The organism is Aquamicrobium ahrensii (assembly GCF_040545755.1).
Lineage (GTDB): Bacteria > Pseudomonadota > Alphaproteobacteria > Rhizobiales > Rhizobiaceae > Mesorhizobium > Mesorhizobium ahrensii.
This window is the reverse complement of record NZ_JBEPMN010000004.1, coordinates 148,228-168,912: the sequence shown is the minus strand read 5'-3', so window position 1 is coordinate 168,912 and position 20,685 is coordinate 148,228. Positions and strand designations below refer to the sequence as shown.

Here is a 20,685-nt window from a genome sequence, read left to right as displayed (position 1 = left end):
CGTCCCTCGATTTATGCGGCGTTAGGGTTAACAAAGCTTTGTGCCGCAGACATATCGATGGAGATGGACATGAAAAACCCGCTGCCGGGGAGGGAAGGCAGCGGGCGGGGTTGGGCTAAAATGCGGGGAAGTTGGTCAGGTCATCCAAATATCCACCACAGGATGATGATCGGGATCGGAACGCCTATGACCCATAGCAGTATGCTGCGCATTTATGTCCTCCTTCGCTGGTCGTCGTTTCAACGCATGCAGGAGAGGAAAGGTTCCGCTCAGAGCGAGCGAACCGCTTCAAGAACCGCGTCTGCATGACCCTTGACGCGCACCTTGCGCCAGATTTCGGCAATACGCCCGTCGCGGCCGATGAGGAAGGTCGCGCGCTCGACACCCATGTAGCTGCGTCCATACATCTGCTTTTCCACCCACACGCCGTAGGCCTCGATCACCTTGCGTTCCTCGTCCGCTGCAAGTGCGACGGTCAACTCGTGTTTGGCCTTGAACTTGTCGTGTTTCTTCGCGCTGTCGGGCGAGATGCCGATCACAACGGCGCCGACCTTTTCGAACTCGGGTTTCAGGCGTGAAAAATCGATGGCCTCGCTGGTGCATCCGGCCGTGTCGTCCTTGGGGTAAAAATACACCACCACCGCCTGGTCGGCGAAATCCGAAAGCCGCACACTGCCGCCGCCGTCGCCGGGCAGCTCGAAGTATGGAGCCGTGTCACCGATGTTGAGCCCGATTTCCATGGTAGCGGTCATAGCTATGCCTTGTTTGAGGTTACGCGTGGAGTTTCACCCGATATATGGTTCTATCGGGATTCGCTCCAGAGTGCGTCCCTGAGACGCATGAGGCGCATGAAATGCGGCGAGCGATGGGGGAGCTGCCAGCCGCATGCCATTGGCGCGGCATTGGGATTTGGTGTGGGTCAGGAACTTCCACAGCACGAAAAGATCAGGTTTCGGCGTTCTGAGATCACCGATCTGAGTGCCCTGCCTTCCGCTGGCTGCGCTCCGCCTCTCGGGCGTGCCGTGTTCAGGCGCAGATTCAGGTGGTTGAAGCGTGCCGGTCTGGGCTTGGCTCTGCTTGCGGTTGTGATTGTTGCTGCTGTCTACGCCATCGGCGCTTCGGGATTGGGCACGGATCGCCTGCGTCAGGAAGCGGAAAGCGCCATCCGCAGGCTTGCGGAAACCGATGTGAAAGTGAGCGGCGGCTCGGCTGGCGTCACGCTCGATGGATCAAGCTTCCTCGCACTGCAGATCCGGGATCTAAGCCTGACCACAGCCGATGGCGGCAAGATGCTTGAGGCCGGCGCGGTGCGTTTCGGTATGCGGGCGCTGCCGCTGGTCACCGGCGAGGTCCGCCTGACCAGCGCAAGACTTTCAGATGCGCGTATCGATCTGGCTGCTTTCCCGTCCGGCAAGGGCGACTGGGTGGCTTCCCTGCGCGACACCCAGGGCCTGATCGACCCGGACAAGGTGCTCGCCGCCGTTTTCGATTCCGTTCGTGAGGTTCTCGATGCCGTCAAGATGGAGTCGGTGCGCGACATAAGGCTGGTCAACGTCGAATTGGCCTTGCCGGCCGATATCGGCATCCGTTCCGTGAAGATCGCCGATGCGGTTGTGCGGCAGGCTGGCTCCGACCGCATGGAATTGTCCACGAAAGCCATGGTCGACGGGCGCGCCGTCACCCTTGCCGGTGTTGCTGCGCGCGATCCGCAGACGCGACGCATCGTCGATCTCGACGCAACCGTCGAGGTTGCAGGCCCAAGGCTGGAAACCTTCTGGCCGGGCGGCGGCCATGAGCTTGGCGCCGGAACCCTGCGCCTGACGGGAAGCGAAGGCGTGGGCGAAACGGCTTCGAAACTGCAGGCTTCGCTGGAAGCGGAGGGCGCGGCGCTCGATTTCGGCCCGCGTGGCCTGCTGGCGGCCGAAATCTCGATGCAGGCGACGCTCGAGTCGGGCGTCAACAAGGTTGATGTCGGGCGTCTTCTGGTCAAGACGGGGCGTTCGAATTTCGCCTTTCAGGGATCGATCGGACCACGCCCGCCCCAGGTTTCGTCGGACGAGCGCCCGGCGTATCGTTACGATTTCGTAAGCGACGGCTCGACGCTTGCCCCGGACGATTCTTCGGAACCGGCGCTGCGTTTCCTCAGCCGTATCGCCGGCGTCTATGATGTGGAGAGCCGCAGGCTGATTGCCGACACCATCGCCGTGCGCTCCGGTGCGGGCGGGGAAGCCGTGGGCATGGCGACGCTGCAATTCGCCGAGGACAGGACGCCCGGCCTTTTCCTGGCGCTGAACGTCCACGACATGCCGGTCTCCCACGTCAAGCAGCTCTGGCCATGGATGGCCGCCGGCAGCGCCCGGCAATGGGTGCTGAAGAACCTGTTCGGCGGACGGGTTCCGCAAGCCAGCCTTCGTTATGACGTGCAGCCGGGGCGTCTGGGCAGCGGCGTGCCGCTGAGCGCGCAGGAGGTTTCGGGGCGGTTCGATGTAGAGGGCGCGCGCTTCGATACGGCCGGCCATATTCCGCCCGTGCGGGACGCCATAGGCCGGGTCGAGTTCGAGGGAACACAGGTCCGCATCTCGCTGGATTCCGGCACGGTCTACATGCCGAGCGGCCGTATCGCCGCGGCCAGCAACGGCACGCTGACGGTCGATGATGCAAATCAGCGCCCCGTCATCGGCAAGCTGGACATCGATGTCGAAGGCGATGCGGACGCCATTGTGGAACTCGCGTCTTACGAGCCGATCAACGCCATGCGCTATGTGGGCCTCAAGCCGGAAGAGTTTTCAGGCCGGGTGACGGGCAATGTGAAGGCGGACATTCCCCTCCATTCCGGTATCGACACGAGCAGGCTGAACTGGCTGGTCGCTCTCGACTACAAGGGGCTGGCGCTTGAGAACGAGTTCGACGGCCAAAAGGTGACAGACGCCGATGGCTCCATAATCGTCGATCCTCGCAAGGCGACAATCATCGCAACCGCAAAGCTCAATGATATTCCAGCTGAAGTGAGTCTGGTCGAACCCTTGAAGGCATCGGATGTCGCGCGCAGCCGCCAGGTCACGCTGATCCTCGACGACAAGCTGCGCGACAGGATGATGCCGGGCCTCTCCAGCATGCTGGAGGGCACGATAAAGGTGGCGTTGGAAAACAGGGCCGACGGCGCGCGTTCGGTCGCCACGGATCTCACGGCTGCGAAGCTGGTCCTGCCATGGGTGGGCTGGAGCAAGGGAGCGGGAGTTCCCGCCCAGGCGGCTTTCACGATGAAGACCGAAGGCGGCGGCGTCACGCGGCTGTCCGGTTTCAGCCTGGATGGCAAAAGCTTCTCCGCGGAAGGCGATGTGGTTCTTTCAGGCGGGGTTCTGTCTTCGGCGACCTTCGGCAAGGTACGGCTCAATCGGGATGACGACGTGGCCGTCTCGGTTCGCCGTACGGGTTCGGGCTACAAGGTCGACGTATCCGGAGCGGCGCTCGACGCGCGCGCCATCATCAAACAGTTTACCGCCGATCCGGGCGGTGCGGGCAAGGCGAGCAGCAAGGCGGACACTGTGTCGCTGACGGCCGATATCGGCAGGCTGACCGGCTTCCACAGCGAGATGTTGACGGGCCTCAAGCTCAGCTACAACGGGGCAGGGTCGCGGATAGACAGCCTTGAGGCCAGCGCCACGGCAGGCGAGGGGGCATCGGTCACAGCCAAGGGCGGCACGAGCGGCGCCCAGCGGAACCTGTCGATGCGATCGGCCGACGCCGGTGCGATCCTTCGTTTTCTCGATATCTATCGAAATGTGAGGGGCGGGGGCATATCGATCGCCATGCAGGGTTCCGGCGACGGCCCCTTGCGCGGGAAAATCGATGCGCGTGACTTCGTTGTCGTGGACGAGCCGAAGCTAGCTTCGATCGTTTCGACCGCGCCCGCCGGCGACAGCCGCAGCCTCAATCAGGCCGTGCGCGGCAACATCGATACGTCGCGCGTCCAGTTCGAGCGCGGCTCCACCGAGGTGGAGAAGGGGGTAGGCTATGTAAGGCTGGCCAACGGCGTTTTGCGCGGACCGCTGATCGGCACCACCTTTCAGGGCATTCTCTATGACCAGAACGACAATATGGACATGACCGGCACCTTCATGCCGGCCTATGGCCTGAACCGCATTTTTGGTGAACTGCCACTGGTCGGCGCGATTCTGGGCAATGGCCGCGACCGGGGCCTGATCGGTGTGACCTATCGTCTGCGCGGCAACCTCAGGAAACCGGAACTGGAGATCAACCCGCTATCGGTGATCGCCCCCGGCATCTTCCGTTCGATTTTCGAGTACAGATGAATGTCGGCCGCCAGAGCATCGGACCGAAAAGTGGAATCCGGACGCATGGCGCTCTGGTGGCGGCCGGCAATTCTTAGTCAGGCCGCACGAGAATGTGTTTTTTCTTGCCGAGAGAAAGCTTTGCGACATTTTCCGGATTCAGATCCTGAACTGTCACGAGGTGCTTCTCATCCGATACCGGCTGGTCGTTAAGGCGCACCGCCCCACCCTGCACATGCCGGCGGGCCTCGCCATTGGAGGAGGCGAGGCCGGCGCTCACCAGCAGCGACAGGATGCCGACGCCGCTTTCCAGCGTGGCGCGCGCCACCTTGACGGTGGGCAGGGATTGGGCCAGCGCGCCTTCCTCGAAGGTCTTGCGCGCCGTCTCGGCCGCCTGATCCGCCGCCTCGCGGCCATGCAGCTGGGCGGTGATTTCAGTCGCCAGAACTTTCTTGGCCTCGTTGATCTCCGCGCCGCCGAGCGCCGCCAGGCGCGCCACCTCGTCGAGCGGCAGCGTGGTGTAGAGCTTCAGGAAGCGCGCGACGTCGGCGTCTTCGGTGTTGCGCCAGTATTGCCAGAAATCATAAGGGCCGAGCATATCCGGATTGAGCCAGATCGCACCGCCCAGCGATTTGCCCATCTTGGCGCCCGAAGCGGTGGTCAGCAGCGGCGTGGTCAGCGCATAGAGCTGCGGCGTGCCCATGCGGTGGCCCAGGTCGATGCCATTGATGATGTTGCCCCACTGGTCCGAGCCGCCCATCTGGAGGCGTACGCCATAGCGCCTGTTCAATTCGACATAGTCGTAGGCCTGCAGGATCATGTAGTTGAATTCGAGGAACGACAGCGACTGGTCGCGGTCGAGTCTGAGCTTCACCGAATCGAACGACAGCATACGGTTGACCGAGAAGTGGCGGCCGACGTCGCGCAGGAATTCGAGGTAGTTCAGAGACAGCAGCCAGTCGGCGTTGTTGACCATCACCGCATCGCGCGGACCTTCCCCGAAAGTGAGGTAGTTGGAAAACACCTTCCTGATGCCGTCCATGTTGGACTGGATCGTTTCGGGCGTCATCAGCTTGCGCGCCTCGTCCTTGAAGGAAGGATCGCCGACCATGCCGGTGCCGCCACCCATCAGCGCGATCGGCCGATGGCCGGTCTGCTGCATCCAGTGAAGCATCATGATCTGGATCAGCCCGCCTGCATGGAGACTGGGCGCAGTCGGGTCGAAGCCGATATAGGCCGTCACCGTCTCTGTCGCGAAGAGTTGGTCGAGGCCGGTTTCGTCCGAAATTTGGTGGATGAAACCACGCTCGCTCATGATGCGCAGAAAATCGGACTTGAAGGCGGTCATTTTTCTATTCCCGAAAGCGCCGGCGAAAAGATGCCGGCGTGGCAAGTGTGACCGCGCGCGTTTAGCATCTGCGGGCGGGGAATCACAAGGACAGCGAGCCCAATGGCGACAATCTGCGCAATCGGCCTGATGAGCGGCACTTCAATGGACGGCATCGACCTCGCCATGCTGCGTACGGACGGCGTCGATATCGTCGAGCGTGGGCCAGGTCTGTCCGTGCCTTATGAAGCCGCTTTTCGCGATCGCATCGCGGCAGGGCTGGAGGTGGCGAAGCGGATTGAAACCCGCACCGATCGCCCCGGCGATCTTGCCGCGCTCGAAAGGGAAATCACCCGCCGGCACGCCGGGGCAGTGAAAGCTTTCCTCAATGGACAGGCGCGGGCATGGGGAAAACCCGAACTGATCGGTTTCCATGGCCAGACGGTGCTGCACCGGCCGCAGCAGGCACTGACCGTGCAGCTTGGCGATGGGCGGTTGCTGGCCGATCTCACCGGCCTGCCTGTGGTGTTCGACATGCGGGCCGAGGATATGCGCCATGGCGGGCAGGGGGCCCCGCTGGTTCCCGCCTATCATGCTGCGCTTGCACGCTCGCTGCCACGATTGACGGGAAAATTCCCGGTTGTTTTTGTCAATGTAGGCGGCATCTCGAACATTACATATGTGCCGCTGGAAGGCGATCCGGTCGCCTTCGATACGGGCCCCGGCAACGGGCTGATCGACCAATGGGTGGCGCGGGAAGCCGGCGTTTCCTTCGATGCCGATGGTGCGATAGCCGCGAAAGGAGTGGTGAACGAACAGATTGTCGGCCGCTATCTCGGCAAGCCGTTTTTCGCCGAGCCGGGTCCGAAATCGCTCGATCGAGGCGATTTCACGCTGGCCGAAGTCGATGGGCTGGAACTGGCTGACGGCGCGCGCACGCTGGCGGCAGTAACGGCCGCCGCAATTCTGAAAGCCGTTGAACATCTGCCGCAAGCGCCGGCATTATGGATCGTCTGTGGTGGGGGCCGCAAGAACCCGCACATCATGCACGAGCTGAGGGCAGGAGCGGAAGCCCTGGGCGCAGAGGTGATTTCCGCCGAGCAAGCCGATCTCGACGGCGACGCGACCGAGGCGGAAGCCTGGGCCTATCTGGCGGCGCGGTCGCTGAAAAGCCTGCCGCTCACCTTTCCGACCACGACGGGGTGCGGAAAGCCGGTGAGCGGCGGCGTTCTGGTGAAACCGTTACCTTAGGCGCTTGGGGCGCGGATCGGCCAGTTCGCCGGCAAGGCGGCGGTCCAGATAGTCGGCGCACTCCTCAAGCAGAAGATCTGCATCGCTGGTGAAGAAGTGGTTGGCTCCGGGCAACGTCTTCTGGGTGATCGTAATGCCCTTTTGCGTGTGCAGCTTGTCGACCAGACCCTGAACATCCTTCGGCGGAGCCACCTTGTCGGCATCGCCATGGATGATGAGGCCGGACGACGGGCAGGGCGCCAGGAACGAGAAATCGTAGGTGTTCGGCTGCGGAGCGATCGACATGAAGCCCTCGATCTCCGGCCGGCGCATCAGCAACTGCATCCCGATCCAGGCGCCGAACGAATACCCGGCGACCCAACAGCTCTTCGAATCGGGGTGCAGGGATTGCACCCAGTCGAGCGCCGCGGCGGCGTCCGACAATTCGCCGACGCCATGGTCGAACGCGCCCTGGCTGCGGCCGATACCGCGGAAGTTGAAGCGCAGCGTGGTGAAATCGCGCTTCTGGAACATGTAAAAGAGGTCGTAAACGATCTTGTTGTTCATCGTTCCGCCGAACTGCGGATGCGGATGAAGCACGATCGCAATAGGCGCGTTCTTCTCCCTGGAAGGTTGATAGCGACCTTCCAGCCGACCGGCCGGACCCGTGAAAATGACCTCTGGCATCAATAACTCCGACTGCAGACTGACTGGCGGCGTCAGAACAATTCTTGAACGCTACCCACAAGATTCGACCTTGACGTGAGGCGAAGGTCTTCTTAGAAGCTAGATTAGAACTGTTCAAAACTGAGTGGTTGGCCCACCCACGCCGCTGATGCGTAGATAGGACGGCTGGCCTTAAGATTTCAAGGAAATAACGCCGAAGCTTGGCGTCAGGCTTCATGCAGGGAGAATCGGACAGGAAAATGGCAGCCGTTCGCGCCTATCTCGACTACAACGCCAGCGCGCCGCTTCTTTGGCAGGCGCGCGAGGCTGTGGTCGCGGCGCTGGACGTGGCCGCCAACCCGTCATCCGTCCATGGCGAAGGTCGTGCTGCGCGACGTCTGATCGAGGATGCGCGCCGCCAGGTCGCCGCTCTGGCGCATGCCCAGCCGCAGCACGTCGTGTTCACGTCAGGGGCGACCGAGGCCGCCACGACTCTGCTCACGCCGCAGTGGCGGATGGGCAAGGCGGCGCTGAGCTTCAGTCATCTTTATGTCTGCACGGCCGACCATCCCTGTCTGCGCGGCGGCGGGCGCTTCCCGGCTGATCAGGTTACGCGGATCGGCGTCGATCGTGACGGCCTGTTAAAGCTGGACGAACTGGCCGCCGCGCTGGCCGCCCACGACAAGGAGCAGGGGCTGGCGCTTGTCGCCGTTCATGCCGCCAATAATGAAACCGGCGTTGTGCAGTCGCTCGAACAAATCGCCGCTGTCGTCAAGGCCGCCGGCGGGGTTCTTGTGCTGGATGCGGTCCAGGCCGCAGGGCGCGTTCCACTCGATATGTCAAAGCCTTGCGCGGATTATCTGATTCTTTCCGCTCACAAGATCGGCGGCCCCAAGGGTATCGGCGCGATCATCGCCGCTGCCGACCTCATGATGCCGACGCCGCTGGTTACGGGTGGCGGGCAGGAAAAGGGCCATCGCGGCGGAACTGAAAACCTCGTCGGGATCGCCGGGTTCGGTGCGGCCGCCTTCGCCGCGCTTGAAGGGCTTCAGACGATCGAAAATATACGGGAGTTGCGCGACCGCTTCGAAGCGACGCTTCTGGAGCTAGTTCCCGACGCCGTCATCTTCGGACGCGCTGCGCCGCGTCTGGCCAATACGATTTTCTTCGCCATTCCCGGCCTCAAGGCCGAGACGGCCCAGATCGCCTTCGACCTTGCCGGAGTGGCGCTGTCTGCCGGCTCCGCATGCTCGTCGGGCAAGGTTGGCGCGAGCCATGTGCTGACGGCGATGGGCTTCGATGAATTCCAGGGTGCGCTGCGTGTGTCCGTCGGGCAGGCGACGGATACGCAGGACCTTGAACTGTTCCGTTCGGCGCTGGCGGGCATCGCGTCCCGCCGCTCCGGTGGGAACAGGGCTGCCTGAGGGCGGCCGCACGGGCCTGGCCCGGTCAAGCTGTGCGGTTATGGCCGGGTGAAATCCCGGTATGGACGCACTATATGGAACTTACGCCGCCCGGAAGGGGGGGCGCCATAGTTTGAAAACTGTCGGGCCTTGCCCCCGATAAGGATGGAGAACGCCTGTGGCTGCTGTGCAGGAAACGATTGATGCCGTTCGCGAGATCGACGTCGATCAGTACAAATATGGTTTCGAGACTGAGATCGAGACCGAAAAGGCCCCCAAGGGTCTTAGCGAAGACATTATTCGCTTCATCTCGAACAAGAAACAGGAACCCGAGTGGATGCTCGAGTGGCGGCTGGAGGCCTATAGGCGCTGGCTGACTATGGAGGAGCCGTCTTGGGCGCGCGTTTCGTATCCGAAGATCGATTTTCAGGATATCCACTATTACGCCGCGCCGAAGAACCAGAGCGGGCCGAGGTCGCTCGACGAGGTCGATCCCGAACTGCTGCGCACCTATGAAAAGCTCGGCATTCCGCTTCGCGAGCAGGAAATCCTCGCCGGCGTGCAGAAGTCTGCGGCGGAAGATGGAGAGGCCAGCGACAATGTCTATGCTTCCGGCCGTGTCGCGGTCGATGCGGTGTTCGATTCCATTTCCGTCGTCACCACCTTCAAGGAAGAGCTGGCCAAGGCCGGCGTGATCTTCTGCTCGATCTCCGAGGCGATCCAAGAGCACCCGGATCTCGTGCGCAAATATCTCGCTTCCGTCGTGCCGGTGAGCGACAATTACTACGCGACGCTCAACTCGGCCGTGTTTACCGACGGGTCGTTCGTCTACGTGCCGAAGGGCGTGCGTTGCCCGATGGAGCTGTCGACCTACTTCCGCATCAACGAAAAGGACACCGGCCAGTTCGAGCGCACCCTCATCATCGCCGAAGAAGGCTCGTATGTGTCCTATCTGGAGGGCTGCACCGCTCCGCAGCGTGACGAGAACCAGTTGCACGCCGCCGTTGTCGAGCTGATCGCGCTCGATGACGCCGAGATCAAATATTCGACCGTCCAGAACTGGTATCCGGGCGACAAGGAAGGCAAGGGCGGCATCTACAATTTCGTCACCAAACGTGGCGATTGTCGCGGTGCGCGCTCGAAAATTTCCTGGACGCAGGTGGAGACGGGTTCAGCCATCACCTGGAAATATCCGAGCTGCATCCTGCGCGGCGACGACAGCCAGGGCGAATTCTACTCGATCGCCGTCTCCAACGGCCATCAGCAGATCGACAGTGGCACCAAGATGATTCATCTCGGCAAGAACACCAGGAGCCGCATCATCTCCAAGGGCATCGCCGCCGGCTTTTCGCAGAACACCTATCGCGGTCAGGTGTCCGCCCACCGCAAGGCCACGAATGCGCGCAACTTCACCAACTGCGACTCGCTGCTGATCGGCGACCAGTGCGGCGCGCACACCGTGCCTTACATGGAGGCCAAGAACTCCACCGCCCAGTTCGAGCACGAAGCCACCACCTCGAAGATTTCCGATGACCAGAAGTTTTACGTCATGCAGCGCGGCATCCCCGAAGAGGAAGCCATCGCGCTCATCGTCAACGGCTTCGTCAAGGAGGTCATTCAGGAACTGCCGATGGAATTCGCCGTCGAGGCGCAGAAGCTCATCGGTATCTCGCTCGAAGGTTCGGTCGGCTGACCGTTTACAGATATTCAGGAAGAACAAATGCTTGAGATCAGAAACCTCCACGCCCGTATCGCCGAGGACGGCGCCGAGATCATCCGCGGGCTGAACCTTACGGTGAAGGCCGGCGAAGTCGCCGCCATCATGGGCCCTAACGGCTCCGGCAAGTCCACGCTGTCCTATATCCTCGCCGGGCGCGACGATTATGAAGTGACCGAAGGCGACATCCTCTACAATGGCGAGTCCATCCTCGAGATGGACCCTGCCGAGCGCGCCGCGACCGGAATTTTCCTCGCCTTCCAATATCCGATGGAGATACCGGGCGTCGCCACCATGGAATTCCTCAAGGTGGCCATGAACGAGCAGCGCAAGGCGCGCGGTGAGGAGCCGCTGAAGATTTCCGAATTCATCGCCCGCGTGAAGGAAGTCGCCGGCACGCTCAACATGGACATGTCCATGCTCAAGCGCCCGCTCAATGTCGGCTTCTCGGGCGGCGAGAAGAAGCGCGCCGAAATTCTGCAGATGAAGCTCCTGCAGCCGAAGCTGTGCGTGCTGGACGAAACCGATTCCGGCCTCGACATCGATGCGTTGAAGGTCGTGGCCGAGGGTGTGAATTCGCAGCGTGCGCCCGACCGCGCCTTCCTCGTCATCACCCACTACCAGCGCCTGCTGGAGCATATCGTGCCCGACTCCGTGCATGTCCTCTACAAGGGACAGGTCATCAAGTCCGGCGACAAGTCGCTGGCGCTCGAACTTGAAGCCAATGGCTATGCCGGCGTGATCGGTGAAGCCGCCTGAGGCGGCGGAACGTGAGGTGAATGCAATGAACATACACGCAACCCCGCAGCTTACGCCCGCCGAGACGGCCCTCATCGAGGCCTTCGGCGAGCGGCTGGGCGCACTGCCGGGCGACAGCGCGGTGACGGTCAGGCGCGACGGCGCCATCGAGGCGATCAAGGCGGGCCTGCCCACGCGCCGCGTCGAGACCTGGCACTATACCGATCTGCGCCGGCTCCTGAACAAGGTGCCGGAGTTCGACACCACGGCATCCGTCAAGGCGCTCGACCCGCTTCTGGAAGGTTCGGGACTGGTCACGCTGGTGAATGGCGCTGTTTCCGGCAAGCCGGTGCTCGACAATGGCGTTTCGTTCGCTCCGCTTGCCGAGCGGCTGGCCGATGGCGCTTTTGCCGCTTCGCTGGAGACTTATGGTTCCGACGACGCGATCGGCGCGATCAATGCCGCCTTCGTGGCGGATGGAGTCGCGCTCGACATCGCCGAAGGCGTCAAACTTGAAAAGCCGGTCGAACTTCAGAACCTGCAGGCCGGCGGCCAGAGCCATGTGCGTCTGGCGGTCAATGTCGGCGCGGGTTCCCGTGCTGTCATCGTGGAGCGTCAGACAGGCGAAGGCGCGGGGCTTGCCACGTCCGTCAGCCAGCTTCAGGTTGGCGATGGCGCCGAGGTGACCTGGCTGATCGTGCAGGAGCAGCCCGAAACCGCGCAATATCTGGCGCAGTTCAAGGCTGTGATCGGAAAGGACGCCAAGCTGACGCTGTTCGTCATGAACGCCGGCGGCAAGCTGGTGCGTCAGGAAGTGCTGGTCAAGGTCGCGGGCGAGGGCTCGGATTTCCAGTTGCGCGGCGTCAACCTGCTTGCGGGCGACAGCCACACCGACTTGACTATGGTGCTTGACCATACGGTTCCGCATACCGGCTCCACGGAGATCGTGCGCAATGTGGTGACCGGCAAGGCCCATGGCGTGTTCCAGGGGCGCATCAATGTCCATCAGGTTGCGCAGAAGACCGATGCGCGCATGGCCTGCAACACGCTTCTGTTGTCCGACGACGCCGAATTTTCGGCCAAGCCGGAGCTGGAGATCTTCGCTGACGACGTGGCCTGCGGCCATGGCGCGACGGTGACGGAAATCCACGGCGACCATCTTTTCTACCTGATGTCGCGCGGCGTTACCGAGAAGACGGCGCGCGGTCTCCTGGTGAAGGCCTTCGTCGCTGAGGTGATCGAGGAACTGGAAGACGAGGAGATCGTCGAGGCCCTCGAAATCCGGCTCGACCAGTGGTTCGCCACGCACGGCTGAGCATTTGGGCCTGATCGGCGTCCCCCTCCCGTATGGGTGGGGGATTCGGGAACGCGGTGTAGAGAACGAGCAATGGACCAGAAGATCGAGACGACCCCTTATGATGTCGAGGCTATTCGCCGCGACTTCCCGATCCTTGCCCGGCAGGTGCATGGCAAGCCGCTGGTCTATCTCGACAACGGCGCGTCGGCGCAAAAGCCTCAGGTGGTGCTGGACGTGATCCAGCATGCCTATTCCCTGGAATACGCAAACGTCCATCGCGGCCTGCATTTCCTTTCCAACGCCGCCACCGACGCCTATGAAAAGGCGCGTGAGAGCGTGCGCCGCTTCCTCAATGCGCCGTCCACCGACAACATCATCTTCACCTCGAACTCGACCGCCGCGATCAACACCGTGGCTTACGGGTTCGGCATGCCGAACATCGGCGAGGGCGACGAGATCGTGCTGTCGATCCTGGAGCACCATTCCAACATCGTGCCCTGGCATTTTATCCGCGAACGGCAGGGCGCGAAGCTGGTCTGGGTGCCGGTGGACGATCTTGGCGCGCTGCATCTCGAGGATTTCGAGAAGAGCCTGACCGATCGCACGAAGCTGGTCGCCATCACTCATATGTCCAATGCGCTTGGCACCGTGACGCCGATCCGGGAAATCTGCCGTATCGCCCATGCGCGCGGCATTCCGGTTCTGGTCGATGGGAGCCAGAGCGCCGTTCATATGCCGGTCGACGTGCAGGACCTCGATTGCGATTTCTTCGTCTTTACGGGCCACAAGGTTTACGGCCCCTCTGGCATCGGCGTTCTGTACGGCAAGACGGAGCGGCTGGAGGCGATGCGGCCCTTCATGGGGGGCGGCGAGATGATCGAGGAGGTGACCGAGGACACGGTCACCTATAACGCTCCGCCCCACCGCTTCGAGGCCGGCACACCACCCATCGTTCAGGCGATAGGGCTGGGCGCAGCTCTGGACTACATGGACAGCATCGGCCGCCAGCGCATCGCCGCGCATGAGGCCGAACTGACCGATTATGCGCATGAACGGCTACGCGCCATCAATTCGCTGCGCATTTTTGGAGAAGCTGCGGACAAGGGAGCCATCGTTTCCTTTGAGCTTCAGGGCATTCATGCGCATGACGTCTCGATGGTGATCGACCGTCAGGGCGTTGCAGTGCGCGCCGGCACCCATTGCGCCCAGCCGCTGTTGAAACGCTTCGGCGTCACCTCCACATGCAGGGCATCCTTCGGCATGTACAACACCAAAGCCGAGATCGACGCCCTGGCGGAGGCGCTGGAAAAGGCGCGGAAATTTTTCGGATGACGGATATGGATGAGACCACCACGAACGCCGAAGCCGACGGACAGCCTGAACAGGCCATCGCAACCGCGCCGGTTTCGAACATTTCCGAGGACGAACTGGCGCGGCTGACCGACGATATCATTTCCGCGCTCAAGACCGTCTATGACCCGGAAATCCCGGCCGATATCTATGAGCTTGGCCTGATTTACCGCATCGATATCGAGGACGACCGCACCGTCATGATCGACATGACGCTGACCGCGCCCGGCTGTCCGGTCGCCGGCGAGATGCCCGGCTGGGTTCAGAACGCGGTGGGCGCGGTGGAAGGGGTTTCCGGCGTCGAGGTCAACATGACCTTCGATCCGCCATGGACTCCGGATCGCATGTCGGAAGAGGCGCAGATCGCCGTCGGCTGGTATTGAACGCCGGTCGCGCCCTTGCGGCGAGTTCCGAATTCCCCCATCTTGGGGGGAGATAAAGAAGGTCATTCCGGCGGGCCTTTAACCCGCGTGGCATGGAGAAGACTGGCATGGCACGTTTTTCCGTCATGACGCTGACCGAGAAGGCAGCCGAACGCGTGCAGGAGATCGCCTCCTCGCGCGAGGGCGCGCATGGCATTCGCATCGGAGTGAAAAAAGGCGGTTGCGCCGGCATGGAGTACACCATCGATCTGGTCACTCAGCCGAACCCGAAAGACGACCATGTCGAGCATCGGGGCGCACATGTCTACGTCGCGCCGGAAGCCGCGCTTTTCCTGCTCGGCACCGAAATGGATTTCGAGGTTGGAACGTTGCGCACCGGCTTCGTATTCCGCAATCCCAACCAGTCTTCCGCGTGTGGTTGCGGCGAATCCGTGGAACTCAAGCCCGCCGATCTGAAGGCTCTGGCCGAGGCTCGCGCCGCAGCCGACGCCTGAACTGCCCGCCATGGACAATGCGCGTATCGACGACCTTTTCGAAGGCCTCGGCGCGGTTACCATACGCCGTCTGTTCGGCGGCAAGGGCGTCTACCATCGAGGCGTCATCATAGCCATTGTTCTGCAGGACGAACTGATGCTCAAGGCGGATGCCGAAAGCGGTCCCGACTTCGCGGCCGCCGGCTCCCGGCAATGGACCTATCGCGGAAAAGGCAGGAAGGTGGCCATGCCCTATTGGACCGTGCCCGAGGCCGCATTCGATGATCCCGATGAAATGACGATGTGGGCCCGCAAGGCTTATGACGCCGGATTGCGGGCAGCGGCGCAGGAAGAGAGGCTGGCGCGCTGAGCCGCCTAGCATGGGGTCAGGCGGGGCTTCGATTCGGGGCCGTGTGTTCCCGCCTGCAATATTCACATCTCCACAAAGGCGCATCCGGTCTTTAAACAAAATGAGAACATATTAGGTTTTTCAAATAAAAACAAATAGTTAATAACTCTTGCCAGATTGGAACAAAAGAGGTACAAAAATGTGAGCGGTCAACGATTGTCCGTCTATCATTGACGACCAAAGGGTGCTGTATCATGGCTCAGAATTCATTACGGCTTGTAGAGGACAATTCGGTGGACAAATCAAAGGCTCTGGACGCGGCCCTGTCGCAGATCGAGCGGGCTTTCGGCAAAGGCTCGATTATGCGTCTGGGCGCAAACGAGCAGGTGGTGGAGATAGAGACGGTCTCGACCGGATCGCTCGGCCTCGACATTGCGCTGGGCGTGGGCGGCCTGCCGCGCGGGCGTATTATCGAGGTTTACGGTCCCGAAAGCTCGGGCAAGACGACGCTGGCTCTTCATACAGTGGCCGAGGCCCAGAAGAAGGGCGGCATTTGCGCGTTCGTCGACGCCGAACATGCGCTTGACCCCGTCTATGCCCGCAAGCTTGGCGTTGATCTCGAAAACCTCCTGATCTCGCAGCCGGACACCGGTGAGCAGGCGCTGGAGATTTGCGACACGCTGGTGCGCTCCGGCGCGATCGATGTTCTGGTGGTGGATTCGGTGGCTGCGCTGACCCCGCGCGCCGAAATCGAGGGCGAAATGGGCGATTCTCTGCCCGGCCTGCAGGCCCGCCTCATGAGCCAGGCGCTGCGCAAGCTGACGGCGTCGATCTCGCGCTCCAACACCATGGTCATCTTCATCAACCAGATCCGCATGAAGATCGGCGTCATGTTCGGCTCCCCGGAGACGACCACCGGCGGCAACGCGCTCAAGTTCTACGCCTCGGTGCGTCTCGATATTCGCCGTATCGGCTCGGTCAAGGATCGTGACGAGGTGGTCGGCAACCAGACCCGCGTCAAGGTGGTCAAGAACAAGCTTGCCCCGCCCTTCAAGGTGGTCGAGTTCGACATCATGTATGGCGAAGGCGTGTCGAAGACCGGCGAGCTCATCGACCTCGGCGTCAAGGCCGGAGTGGTGGAGAAGTCCGGGGCGTGGTTCTCCTACAATTCGCAGCGTCTCGGTCAGGGGCGCGAGAACGCCAAGCAGTTCCTGCGCGACAATCCCGATACGGCGCGCGAGATCGAAATGGCGCTTCGCCAGAGTGCGGGCCTGATAGCGGAGAAGTTCCTTGAAGACGGTGGTTTCGAGGCGGAAGCGGGAGAGGGTTAATCCTCGATATCCGGGCGCTGCGACACGCGCTGTGTATCGTAACCAAAACGCCGGTCTTTTCAGGCCGGCGTTGTGGTTTTCCGGAACGGTAAAAAAGGTTTTGCAGCTTGTTGTGTAACGCCGGTGTTCGCTATCGCATCTCCGACAGTCCGGAGCGGCGCGCGGCATTCTGGACAGGGTGCGGGCAGGCCGCTAAAAGGCTGTGTTTCTGCACGGGCGCTCACATGGTTGGTTGAGGCGCTTTTTCGAATTATTGTCCAAAAGGCATCTTCCATGAGTGGTGTGAACGAGATCAGGTCGACCTTCCTCGACTACTTCCGCAAGGAAGGTCACGAGGTTGTGGCCTCCAGCCCGCTTGTGCCGCGCAACGACCCGACATTGATGTTCACCAATGCCGGTATGGTGCAGTTCAAGAACGTGTTTACCGGTCTCGAAACGCGCGCCTACAGCCGCGCAACCACCTCCCAGAAATGCGTTCGCGCCGGGGGCAAGCACAACGACCTCGACAATGTCGGCTACACTGCGCGTCACCACACCTTCTTCGAGATGCTGGGCAATTTCTCCTTCGGCGACTATTTCAAGGAGCGGGCCATCGAGCTTGCCTGGAACCTGATCACCCGCGAGTTCGGGCTGGCCAAGGACAGGTTGCTGGTGACCGTCTATCACACCGACGAGGTGGCCGCCGACCTGTGGAAGCGGATAGCCGGCCTGCCAGACGAGAAGATCATCCGCATTGCGACCAGTGACAATTTCTGGGCGATGGGCGATACTGGTCCCTGCGGTCCTTGCTCGGAAATTTTCTATGATCACGGCGATCATATTCCCGGTGGCCCCCCCGGCAGCCCCGACGAAGATGGTGACCGCTTCATCGAAATCTGGAACCTCGTCTTCATGCAATACGAGCAGGTGGCGAAGGAGGAGCGCATCGAACTGCCGCGCCCGTCCATCGATACCGGGATGGGGCTGGAGCGCGTCGCCGCCGTGCTGCAGGGCGTGCATGACAACTATGACATCGACCTCTTCAAGGCGCTGATCCGCGCTTCCGAGGAAGCGACCGGCGTTCCCGCGATCGGGGCGAACCGTGCCAGCCATCGGGTCATCGCCGACCATTTGCGCGCCTCGTCCTTCCTCATCGCCGATGGCGTTCTGCCCTCCAACGAGGGACGCGGCTATGTGCTGCGCCGCATCATGCGCCGCGCCATGCGCCATGCCCAGCTTCTGGGCGCAAGGGACCCGTTGATGTGGCGTCTGGTCCCGGCGCTGGTGCGCGAGATGGGGCAGGCCTATCCCGAACTGGTAAGGGCCGAGAACCTGATTTCCGAAACGCTGAGGCTGGAGGAAAGCCGCTTCCGCAAGACGCTGGCGCGCGGCTTGACCCTTCTCAACGAGGCGACCGAGAATCTGGGTGGTGGCGGCCGGCTCGACGGGGAAACCGCTTTCAGGCTCTACGACACTTACGGCTTCCCGCTCGACCTGACGCAGGACGCGCTACGTCAGCGCAATATCGCCGTCGATCTCGATGGATTCAACGCGGCGATGGAACGCCAGAAGGCCGAGGCCCGCGCCAACTGGGCCGGATCGGGTGAAGCGGCGACCGAGACGGTCTGGTTCGGCGTGCGCGAGAAAACCGGCGCTACCGAGTTCCTCGGCTATGACACGGAGCAGGCCGAAGGCATTGTTCAGGCTCTGGTGCAGGAGGGCAAGGAAGTGGAAAGCGCCTCCGCCGGCCAGAAAGTGGCGCTCGTCGTCAACCAGACGCCATTTTACGGGGAATCCGGTGGTCAGATGGGCGACACCGGCGTCATATCCGGTGAGGGCCTCTCCATCGAAGTCGAGGATACGCAGAAGAAGGGCGATGGCGTATTCGTGCATCTCGGCCAGGTTGTGACGGGCACGGTGAAGCTTGGCGCCGCGGTCGAGCTGAAGGTCGACCACGCACGCCGCAGCAGACTGCGCTCCAATCACTCGGCCACCCACCTCATCCATGAGGCGCTGCGCGAGGTGCTTGGCGCCCATGTCGCCCAGAAGGGCTCTCTGGTCGCTCCGGATCGCCTGCGCTTCGACATCTCCCACAACAAGGCGATCGCCCCCGAGGAGCTTGAGCAGGTGGAACGCATGGCCAACGAGATCGTGGTCCAGAACGGCCCGGTCACGACACGGCTGATGTCGGTCGACGATGCGCGCGCCGAAGGCGCCATGGCGTTGTTCGGCGAGAAATATGGCGACGAGGTGCGCGTCGTCTCGATGGGAACGGCCCTGCACGGCGAAAAAGCCAACCGGCCTTATTCGATCGAACTGTGCGGCGGCACCCATGTCAGCGCCACTGGCGACATCGGCTTGGTGCGCATCATATCCGATAGCCCGGTTGCCGCCGGCGTTCGCCGCATCGAGGCGCTGACGGGAGATGCCGCGCGCCAGTATCTGGATGAGCAGGAGCGGAGGCTCAAGTCGGTCGCGACGATGCTGAAAGTATCGCCCGCCGAGGCGCCGGCGCGCGTCGAGGCTCTGATGGAGGAGCGCCGCAAGCTGGAACGTGAACTTGCCGAGGCGCGGCGCAAGCTGGCGCTGGGCGGCGGGGCAGGTGGCGACGCCACTTCCGAAGTGAAGGACGTTGCCGGCACGAAATTTCTCGGCAGGGTGGTCGAGGGTGTTTCTCCGCGCGATCTGAAGTCGCTGGCCGATGAAGGCAAGAAGTCCGTCGGCTCGGGCGTTGTCGTCTTTGTTGGCGTCGCCGAAGACGGCAAGGCGAGCGTCGTGGTGGCTGTCACCGACGATCTCACGGCACGCTTTTCTGCGGTTGATCTGGTGCGCAAGGCTTCGGCCGCGCTTGGCGGGCAGGGCGGTGGGGGCCGACCCGACATGGCGCAAGCCGGTGGTCCCGACGGGACCCGGGCCGGGCAGGCGCTTGCAGCGGTCGAGGCGTCCCTGATCGGCTGATTCCTCCCTCCCGCCAGGGTCGCCTTTACCAAACGAGTCAGTGCCCCGGCCTGTCAGGTGCGGGGTATTGCCGTTTTGAAGGGCGATCCCGGCTCGGTCAGCGCGTTGCAGTGGTGTCGTGGATGTTTGCGTTAGGTCCCACGCTCGGTGGTCGCGGAGGGTGCGGGTATGCAGGGCCCGGCCGTTGTCGGCGAGGCAGAAGGCCGCAACGATGCGCTTATCTGAGCAGCCTGCGGTGCTGTACCCCGCCGGCCGGATGCGGGCCAGCCGGGGCACCAGAGCCGGAAACCCGGTGTTTGGGCAAAGTTGATCTGTTTGATTGCTGGTTACGTTCAAGGGAAAAAAGGCGGCCGCAGGCCGCCTTTTCATATATGCCGCGGAAGATTTCATTCGTCCGCGTAGATTGCTTTCCAGATCACCGCGCCGATCGCAGCGCCCGCGATTGGGGCGAGCCAGAACAGCCAGAGCTGACCTAGAGCGCCGGTTTCCGCGAAGAGGGCGACACCGGTGGAGCGGGCCGGATTGACCGAAGTGTTGGTGACGGGGATCGACACCAGATGGATCAGCGTCAGCGTCAGACCGATGGCCAGCGGCGCGAAGCCGGCCGACGCCTTGGCTGTGGTCGTCGCCAGGATGATGAAGATGAAGAATGCGGTGAGCACCGCCTCGATCAGCAGGCCGGACAACAGGGAGTATTTGCCGGGCGACAGCTCGCCATAGCCGTTGGAGGCGAAGCCGCCGGCGGAGAAGCCCGGCTGCCCGGAGGCGATCACATAGAGCACCGCGCCCGCGACGATGCCGCCGACCACCTGCGCGATGATGTAGCCTGGAAGATCGCTCGCCGGCATACGCCCGCCGACGACCATGCCGACGGAAACCGCCGGATTGAAATGGCCGCCTGAAAACCTGCCGACCGCATAGGCCATGGTGACGACGGTGAGGCCGAAGGCGAGCGCGACTCCCAGCAGGCCAATGCCAACTTCAGGAAACGCAGCGGCAAGAACGGCAGAGCCGCATCCGCAAAAAACCAGCCAGAATGTGCCGAAGAATTCGGCCGCGAGTTTCTGAGGCATTGTCCCTCTCTTTCGGGGTTGAGAGCATCGGCCGGACGAAATTTCCGGTTCTGCGCCGACGCTCGAACGAACACTGAAAAGGCAAAGCTGTATGCGTCGTCCCCACGATACAACCCGAC

General features: G+C 62.3%; 16 protein-coding genes. 12 read left to right on the top strand and 4 right to left on the bottom strand.

The features are described from left to right. Positions 1 to 269 precede the first annotated feature (269 nt). Positions 270 to 752 carry a thioredoxin-dependent thiol peroxidase gene (gene bcp / locus ABID44_RS07835; RefSeq protein WP_354151138.1) on the bottom strand — a complete coding sequence of 161 codons (483 nt, stop codon included), beginning with the start codon at positions 750 to 752 and terminating at the stop codon, positions 270 to 272. 162 nt (positions 753 to 914) lie between these two features. On the opposite strand from bcp, the gene ABID44_RS07830 reads away from it, so the two are divergent. Next, positions 915 to 4,313, top strand: coding sequence for a YhdP family protein (locus ABID44_RS07830; RefSeq protein ID WP_354151137.1), 3,399 nt, complete (start codon positions 915 to 917; stop codon positions 4,311 to 4,313). A gap of 73 nt (positions 4,314 to 4,386) precedes the next feature. Here the strand turns inward: ABID44_RS07830 and tyrS are convergent, their stop codons facing one another. Next, on the bottom strand, positions 4,387 to 5,640 hold the full coding sequence (gene tyrS, locus ABID44_RS07825) for a tyrosine--tRNA ligase (protein ID WP_354151136.1): 1,254 nt from the start codon (positions 5,638 to 5,640) through the stop codon (positions 4,387 to 4,389). Positions 5,641 to 5,742: 102 nt separating this feature from the next. Between tyrS and ABID44_RS07820 the strand changes: the two genes are divergently transcribed. Continuing rightward, entirely contained in the window at positions 5,743 to 6,870 is a 1,128-nt protein-coding gene (locus ABID44_RS07820) for an anhydro-N-acetylmuramic acid kinase (RefSeq protein WP_354151135.1), read from the top strand. Here ABID44_RS07820 and ABID44_RS07815 read toward each other — a convergent pair. Continuing rightward, the gene (locus tag ABID44_RS07815; protein WP_354151134.1) at positions 6,862 to 7,536 is read right to left on the bottom strand and encodes an alpha/beta hydrolase; all 675 of its coding nucleotides are present in this window, start codon (positions 7,534 to 7,536) and stop codon (positions 6,862 to 6,864) included. The two genes, ABID44_RS07820 and ABID44_RS07815, sit on opposite strands and share 9 nt — an antisense overlap. A 239-nt stretch (positions 7,537 to 7,775) precedes the next feature. Between ABID44_RS07815 and ABID44_RS07810 the strand changes: the two genes are divergently transcribed. The 10 genes from ABID44_RS07810 (at position 7,776) to alaS (ending at position 19,493) form a co-directional block, all read left to right on the top strand. Continuing rightward, positions 7,776 to 8,939 (top strand): cysteine desulfurase family protein, encoded by a 1,164-nt coding sequence (locus tag ABID44_RS07810; RefSeq protein ID WP_354151133.1) that lies wholly within the window; start codon positions 7,776 to 7,778, stop codon positions 8,937 to 8,939. A gap of 157 nt (positions 8,940 to 9,096) precedes the next feature. Beyond that, positions 9,097 to 10,611: a Fe-S cluster assembly protein SufB gene (sufB, locus tag ABID44_RS07805; RefSeq protein ID WP_354151132.1), complete on the top strand. Its 1,515-nt coding sequence runs from the start codon at positions 9,097 to 9,099 to the stop codon at positions 10,609 to 10,611. Between the two features lie 27 nt (positions 10,612 to 10,638). Beyond that, entirely contained in the window at positions 10,639 to 11,394 is a 756-nt protein-coding gene (gene sufC / locus ABID44_RS07800) for a Fe-S cluster assembly ATPase SufC (protein ID WP_354151131.1), read from the top strand. 25 nt (positions 11,395 to 11,419) lie between these two features. After that, positions 11,420 to 12,688, top strand: a complete 1,269-nt coding sequence (gene sufD / locus ABID44_RS07795; RefSeq protein ID WP_354151130.1) for a Fe-S cluster assembly protein SufD — start codon at positions 11,420 to 11,422, stop codon at positions 12,686 to 12,688. Between the two features lie 72 nt (positions 12,689 to 12,760). Further along, on the top strand, positions 12,761 to 14,002 hold the full coding sequence (locus ABID44_RS07790) for a cysteine desulfurase (protein WP_354151129.1): 1,242 nt from the start codon (positions 12,761 to 12,763) through the stop codon (positions 14,000 to 14,002). Further along, on the top strand, positions 13,999 to 14,403 hold the full coding sequence (locus tag ABID44_RS07785; RefSeq protein WP_378226312.1) for an SUF system Fe-S cluster assembly protein: 405 nt from the start codon (positions 13,999 to 14,001) through the stop codon (positions 14,401 to 14,403). Before ABID44_RS07790 ends, ABID44_RS07785 begins: the two co-directional genes overlap by 4 nt. Before the next feature lie 107 nt (positions 14,404 to 14,510). Next, positions 14,511 to 14,897: a Fe-S cluster assembly scaffold SufA gene (sufA, locus tag ABID44_RS07780; protein ID WP_354151128.1), complete on the top strand. Its 387-nt coding sequence runs from the start codon at positions 14,511 to 14,513 to the stop codon at positions 14,895 to 14,897. A 10-nt stretch (positions 14,898 to 14,907) separates the two neighbouring features. Continuing rightward, positions 14,908 to 15,246, top strand: a complete 339-nt coding sequence (locus ABID44_RS07775; protein ID WP_354151127.1) for a TfoX/Sxy family protein — start codon at positions 14,908 to 14,910, stop codon at positions 15,244 to 15,246. 233 nt (positions 15,247 to 15,479) lie between these two features. Then, positions 15,480 to 16,556, top strand: a complete 1,077-nt coding sequence (recA, locus tag ABID44_RS07770; protein ID WP_354151126.1) for a recombinase RecA — start codon at positions 15,480 to 15,482, stop codon at positions 16,554 to 16,556. Positions 16,557 to 16,829: 273 nt separating this feature from the next. After that, positions 16,830 to 19,493, top strand: a complete 2,664-nt coding sequence (gene alaS, locus ABID44_RS07765) for an alanine--tRNA ligase (RefSeq protein ID WP_354151125.1) — start codon at positions 16,830 to 16,832, stop codon at positions 19,491 to 19,493. Positions 19,494 to 19,879: 386 nt separating this feature from the next. Here the strand turns inward: alaS and aqpZ are convergent, their stop codons facing one another. Then, positions 19,880 to 20,566 carry an aquaporin Z gene (aqpZ, locus tag ABID44_RS07760; RefSeq protein WP_354151124.1) on the bottom strand — a complete coding sequence of 229 codons (687 nt, stop codon included), beginning with the start codon at positions 20,564 to 20,566 and terminating at the stop codon, positions 19,880 to 19,882. Positions 20,567 to 20,685 lie beyond the last annotated feature (119 nt).

Bases quoted from the DNA above. Each gene is read 5' to 3' on its own strand.
- bcp (WP_354151138.1), bottom strand. From the start codon at position 752: ATGACCGCTACCATGGAAATCGGGCTCAACATCGGTGACACGGCTCCA.
- tyrS (WP_354151136.1), bottom strand. From the start codon at position 5,640: ATGACCGCCTTCAAGTCCGATTTTCTGCGCATCATGAGCGAGCGTGGT.
- ABID44_RS07820 (WP_354151135.1), top strand. From the start codon at position 5,743: ATGGCGACAATCTGCGCAATCGGCCTGATGAGCGGCACTTCAATGGAC.
- ABID44_RS07815 (WP_354151134.1), bottom strand. From the start codon at position 7,536: ATGCCAGAGGTCATTTTCACGGGTCCGGCCGGTCGGCTGGAAGGTCGC.
- ABID44_RS07810 (WP_354151133.1), top strand. From the start codon at position 7,776: ATGGCAGCCGTTCGCGCCTATCTCGACTACAACGCCAGCGCGCCGCTT.
- sufC (WP_354151131.1), top strand. From the start codon at position 10,639: ATGCTTGAGATCAGAAACCTCCACGCCCGTATCGCCGAGGACGGCGCC.
- sufD (WP_354151130.1), top strand. From the start codon at position 11,420: ATGAACATACACGCAACCCCGCAGCTTACGCCCGCCGAGACGGCCCTC.
- ABID44_RS07790 (WP_354151129.1), top strand. From the start codon at position 12,761: ATGGACCAGAAGATCGAGACGACCCCTTATGATGTCGAGGCTATTCGC.
- ABID44_RS07785 (WP_378226312.1), top strand. From the start codon at position 13,999: ATGACGGATATGGATGAGACCACCACGAACGCCGAAGCCGACGGACAG.
- sufA (WP_354151128.1), top strand. From the start codon at position 14,511: ATGGCACGTTTTTCCGTCATGACGCTGACCGAGAAGGCAGCCGAACGC.
- ABID44_RS07775 (WP_354151127.1), top strand. From the start codon at position 14,908: ATGGACAATGCGCGTATCGACGACCTTTTCGAAGGCCTCGGCGCGGTT.
- recA (WP_354151126.1), top strand. From the start codon at position 15,480: ATGGCTCAGAATTCATTACGGCTTGTAGAGGACAATTCGGTGGACAAA.
- alaS (WP_354151125.1), top strand. From the start codon at position 16,830: ATGAGTGGTGTGAACGAGATCAGGTCGACCTTCCTCGACTACTTCCGC.
- aqpZ (WP_354151124.1), bottom strand. From the start codon at position 20,566: ATGCCTCAGAAACTCGCGGCCGAATTCTTCGGCACATTCTGGCTGGTT.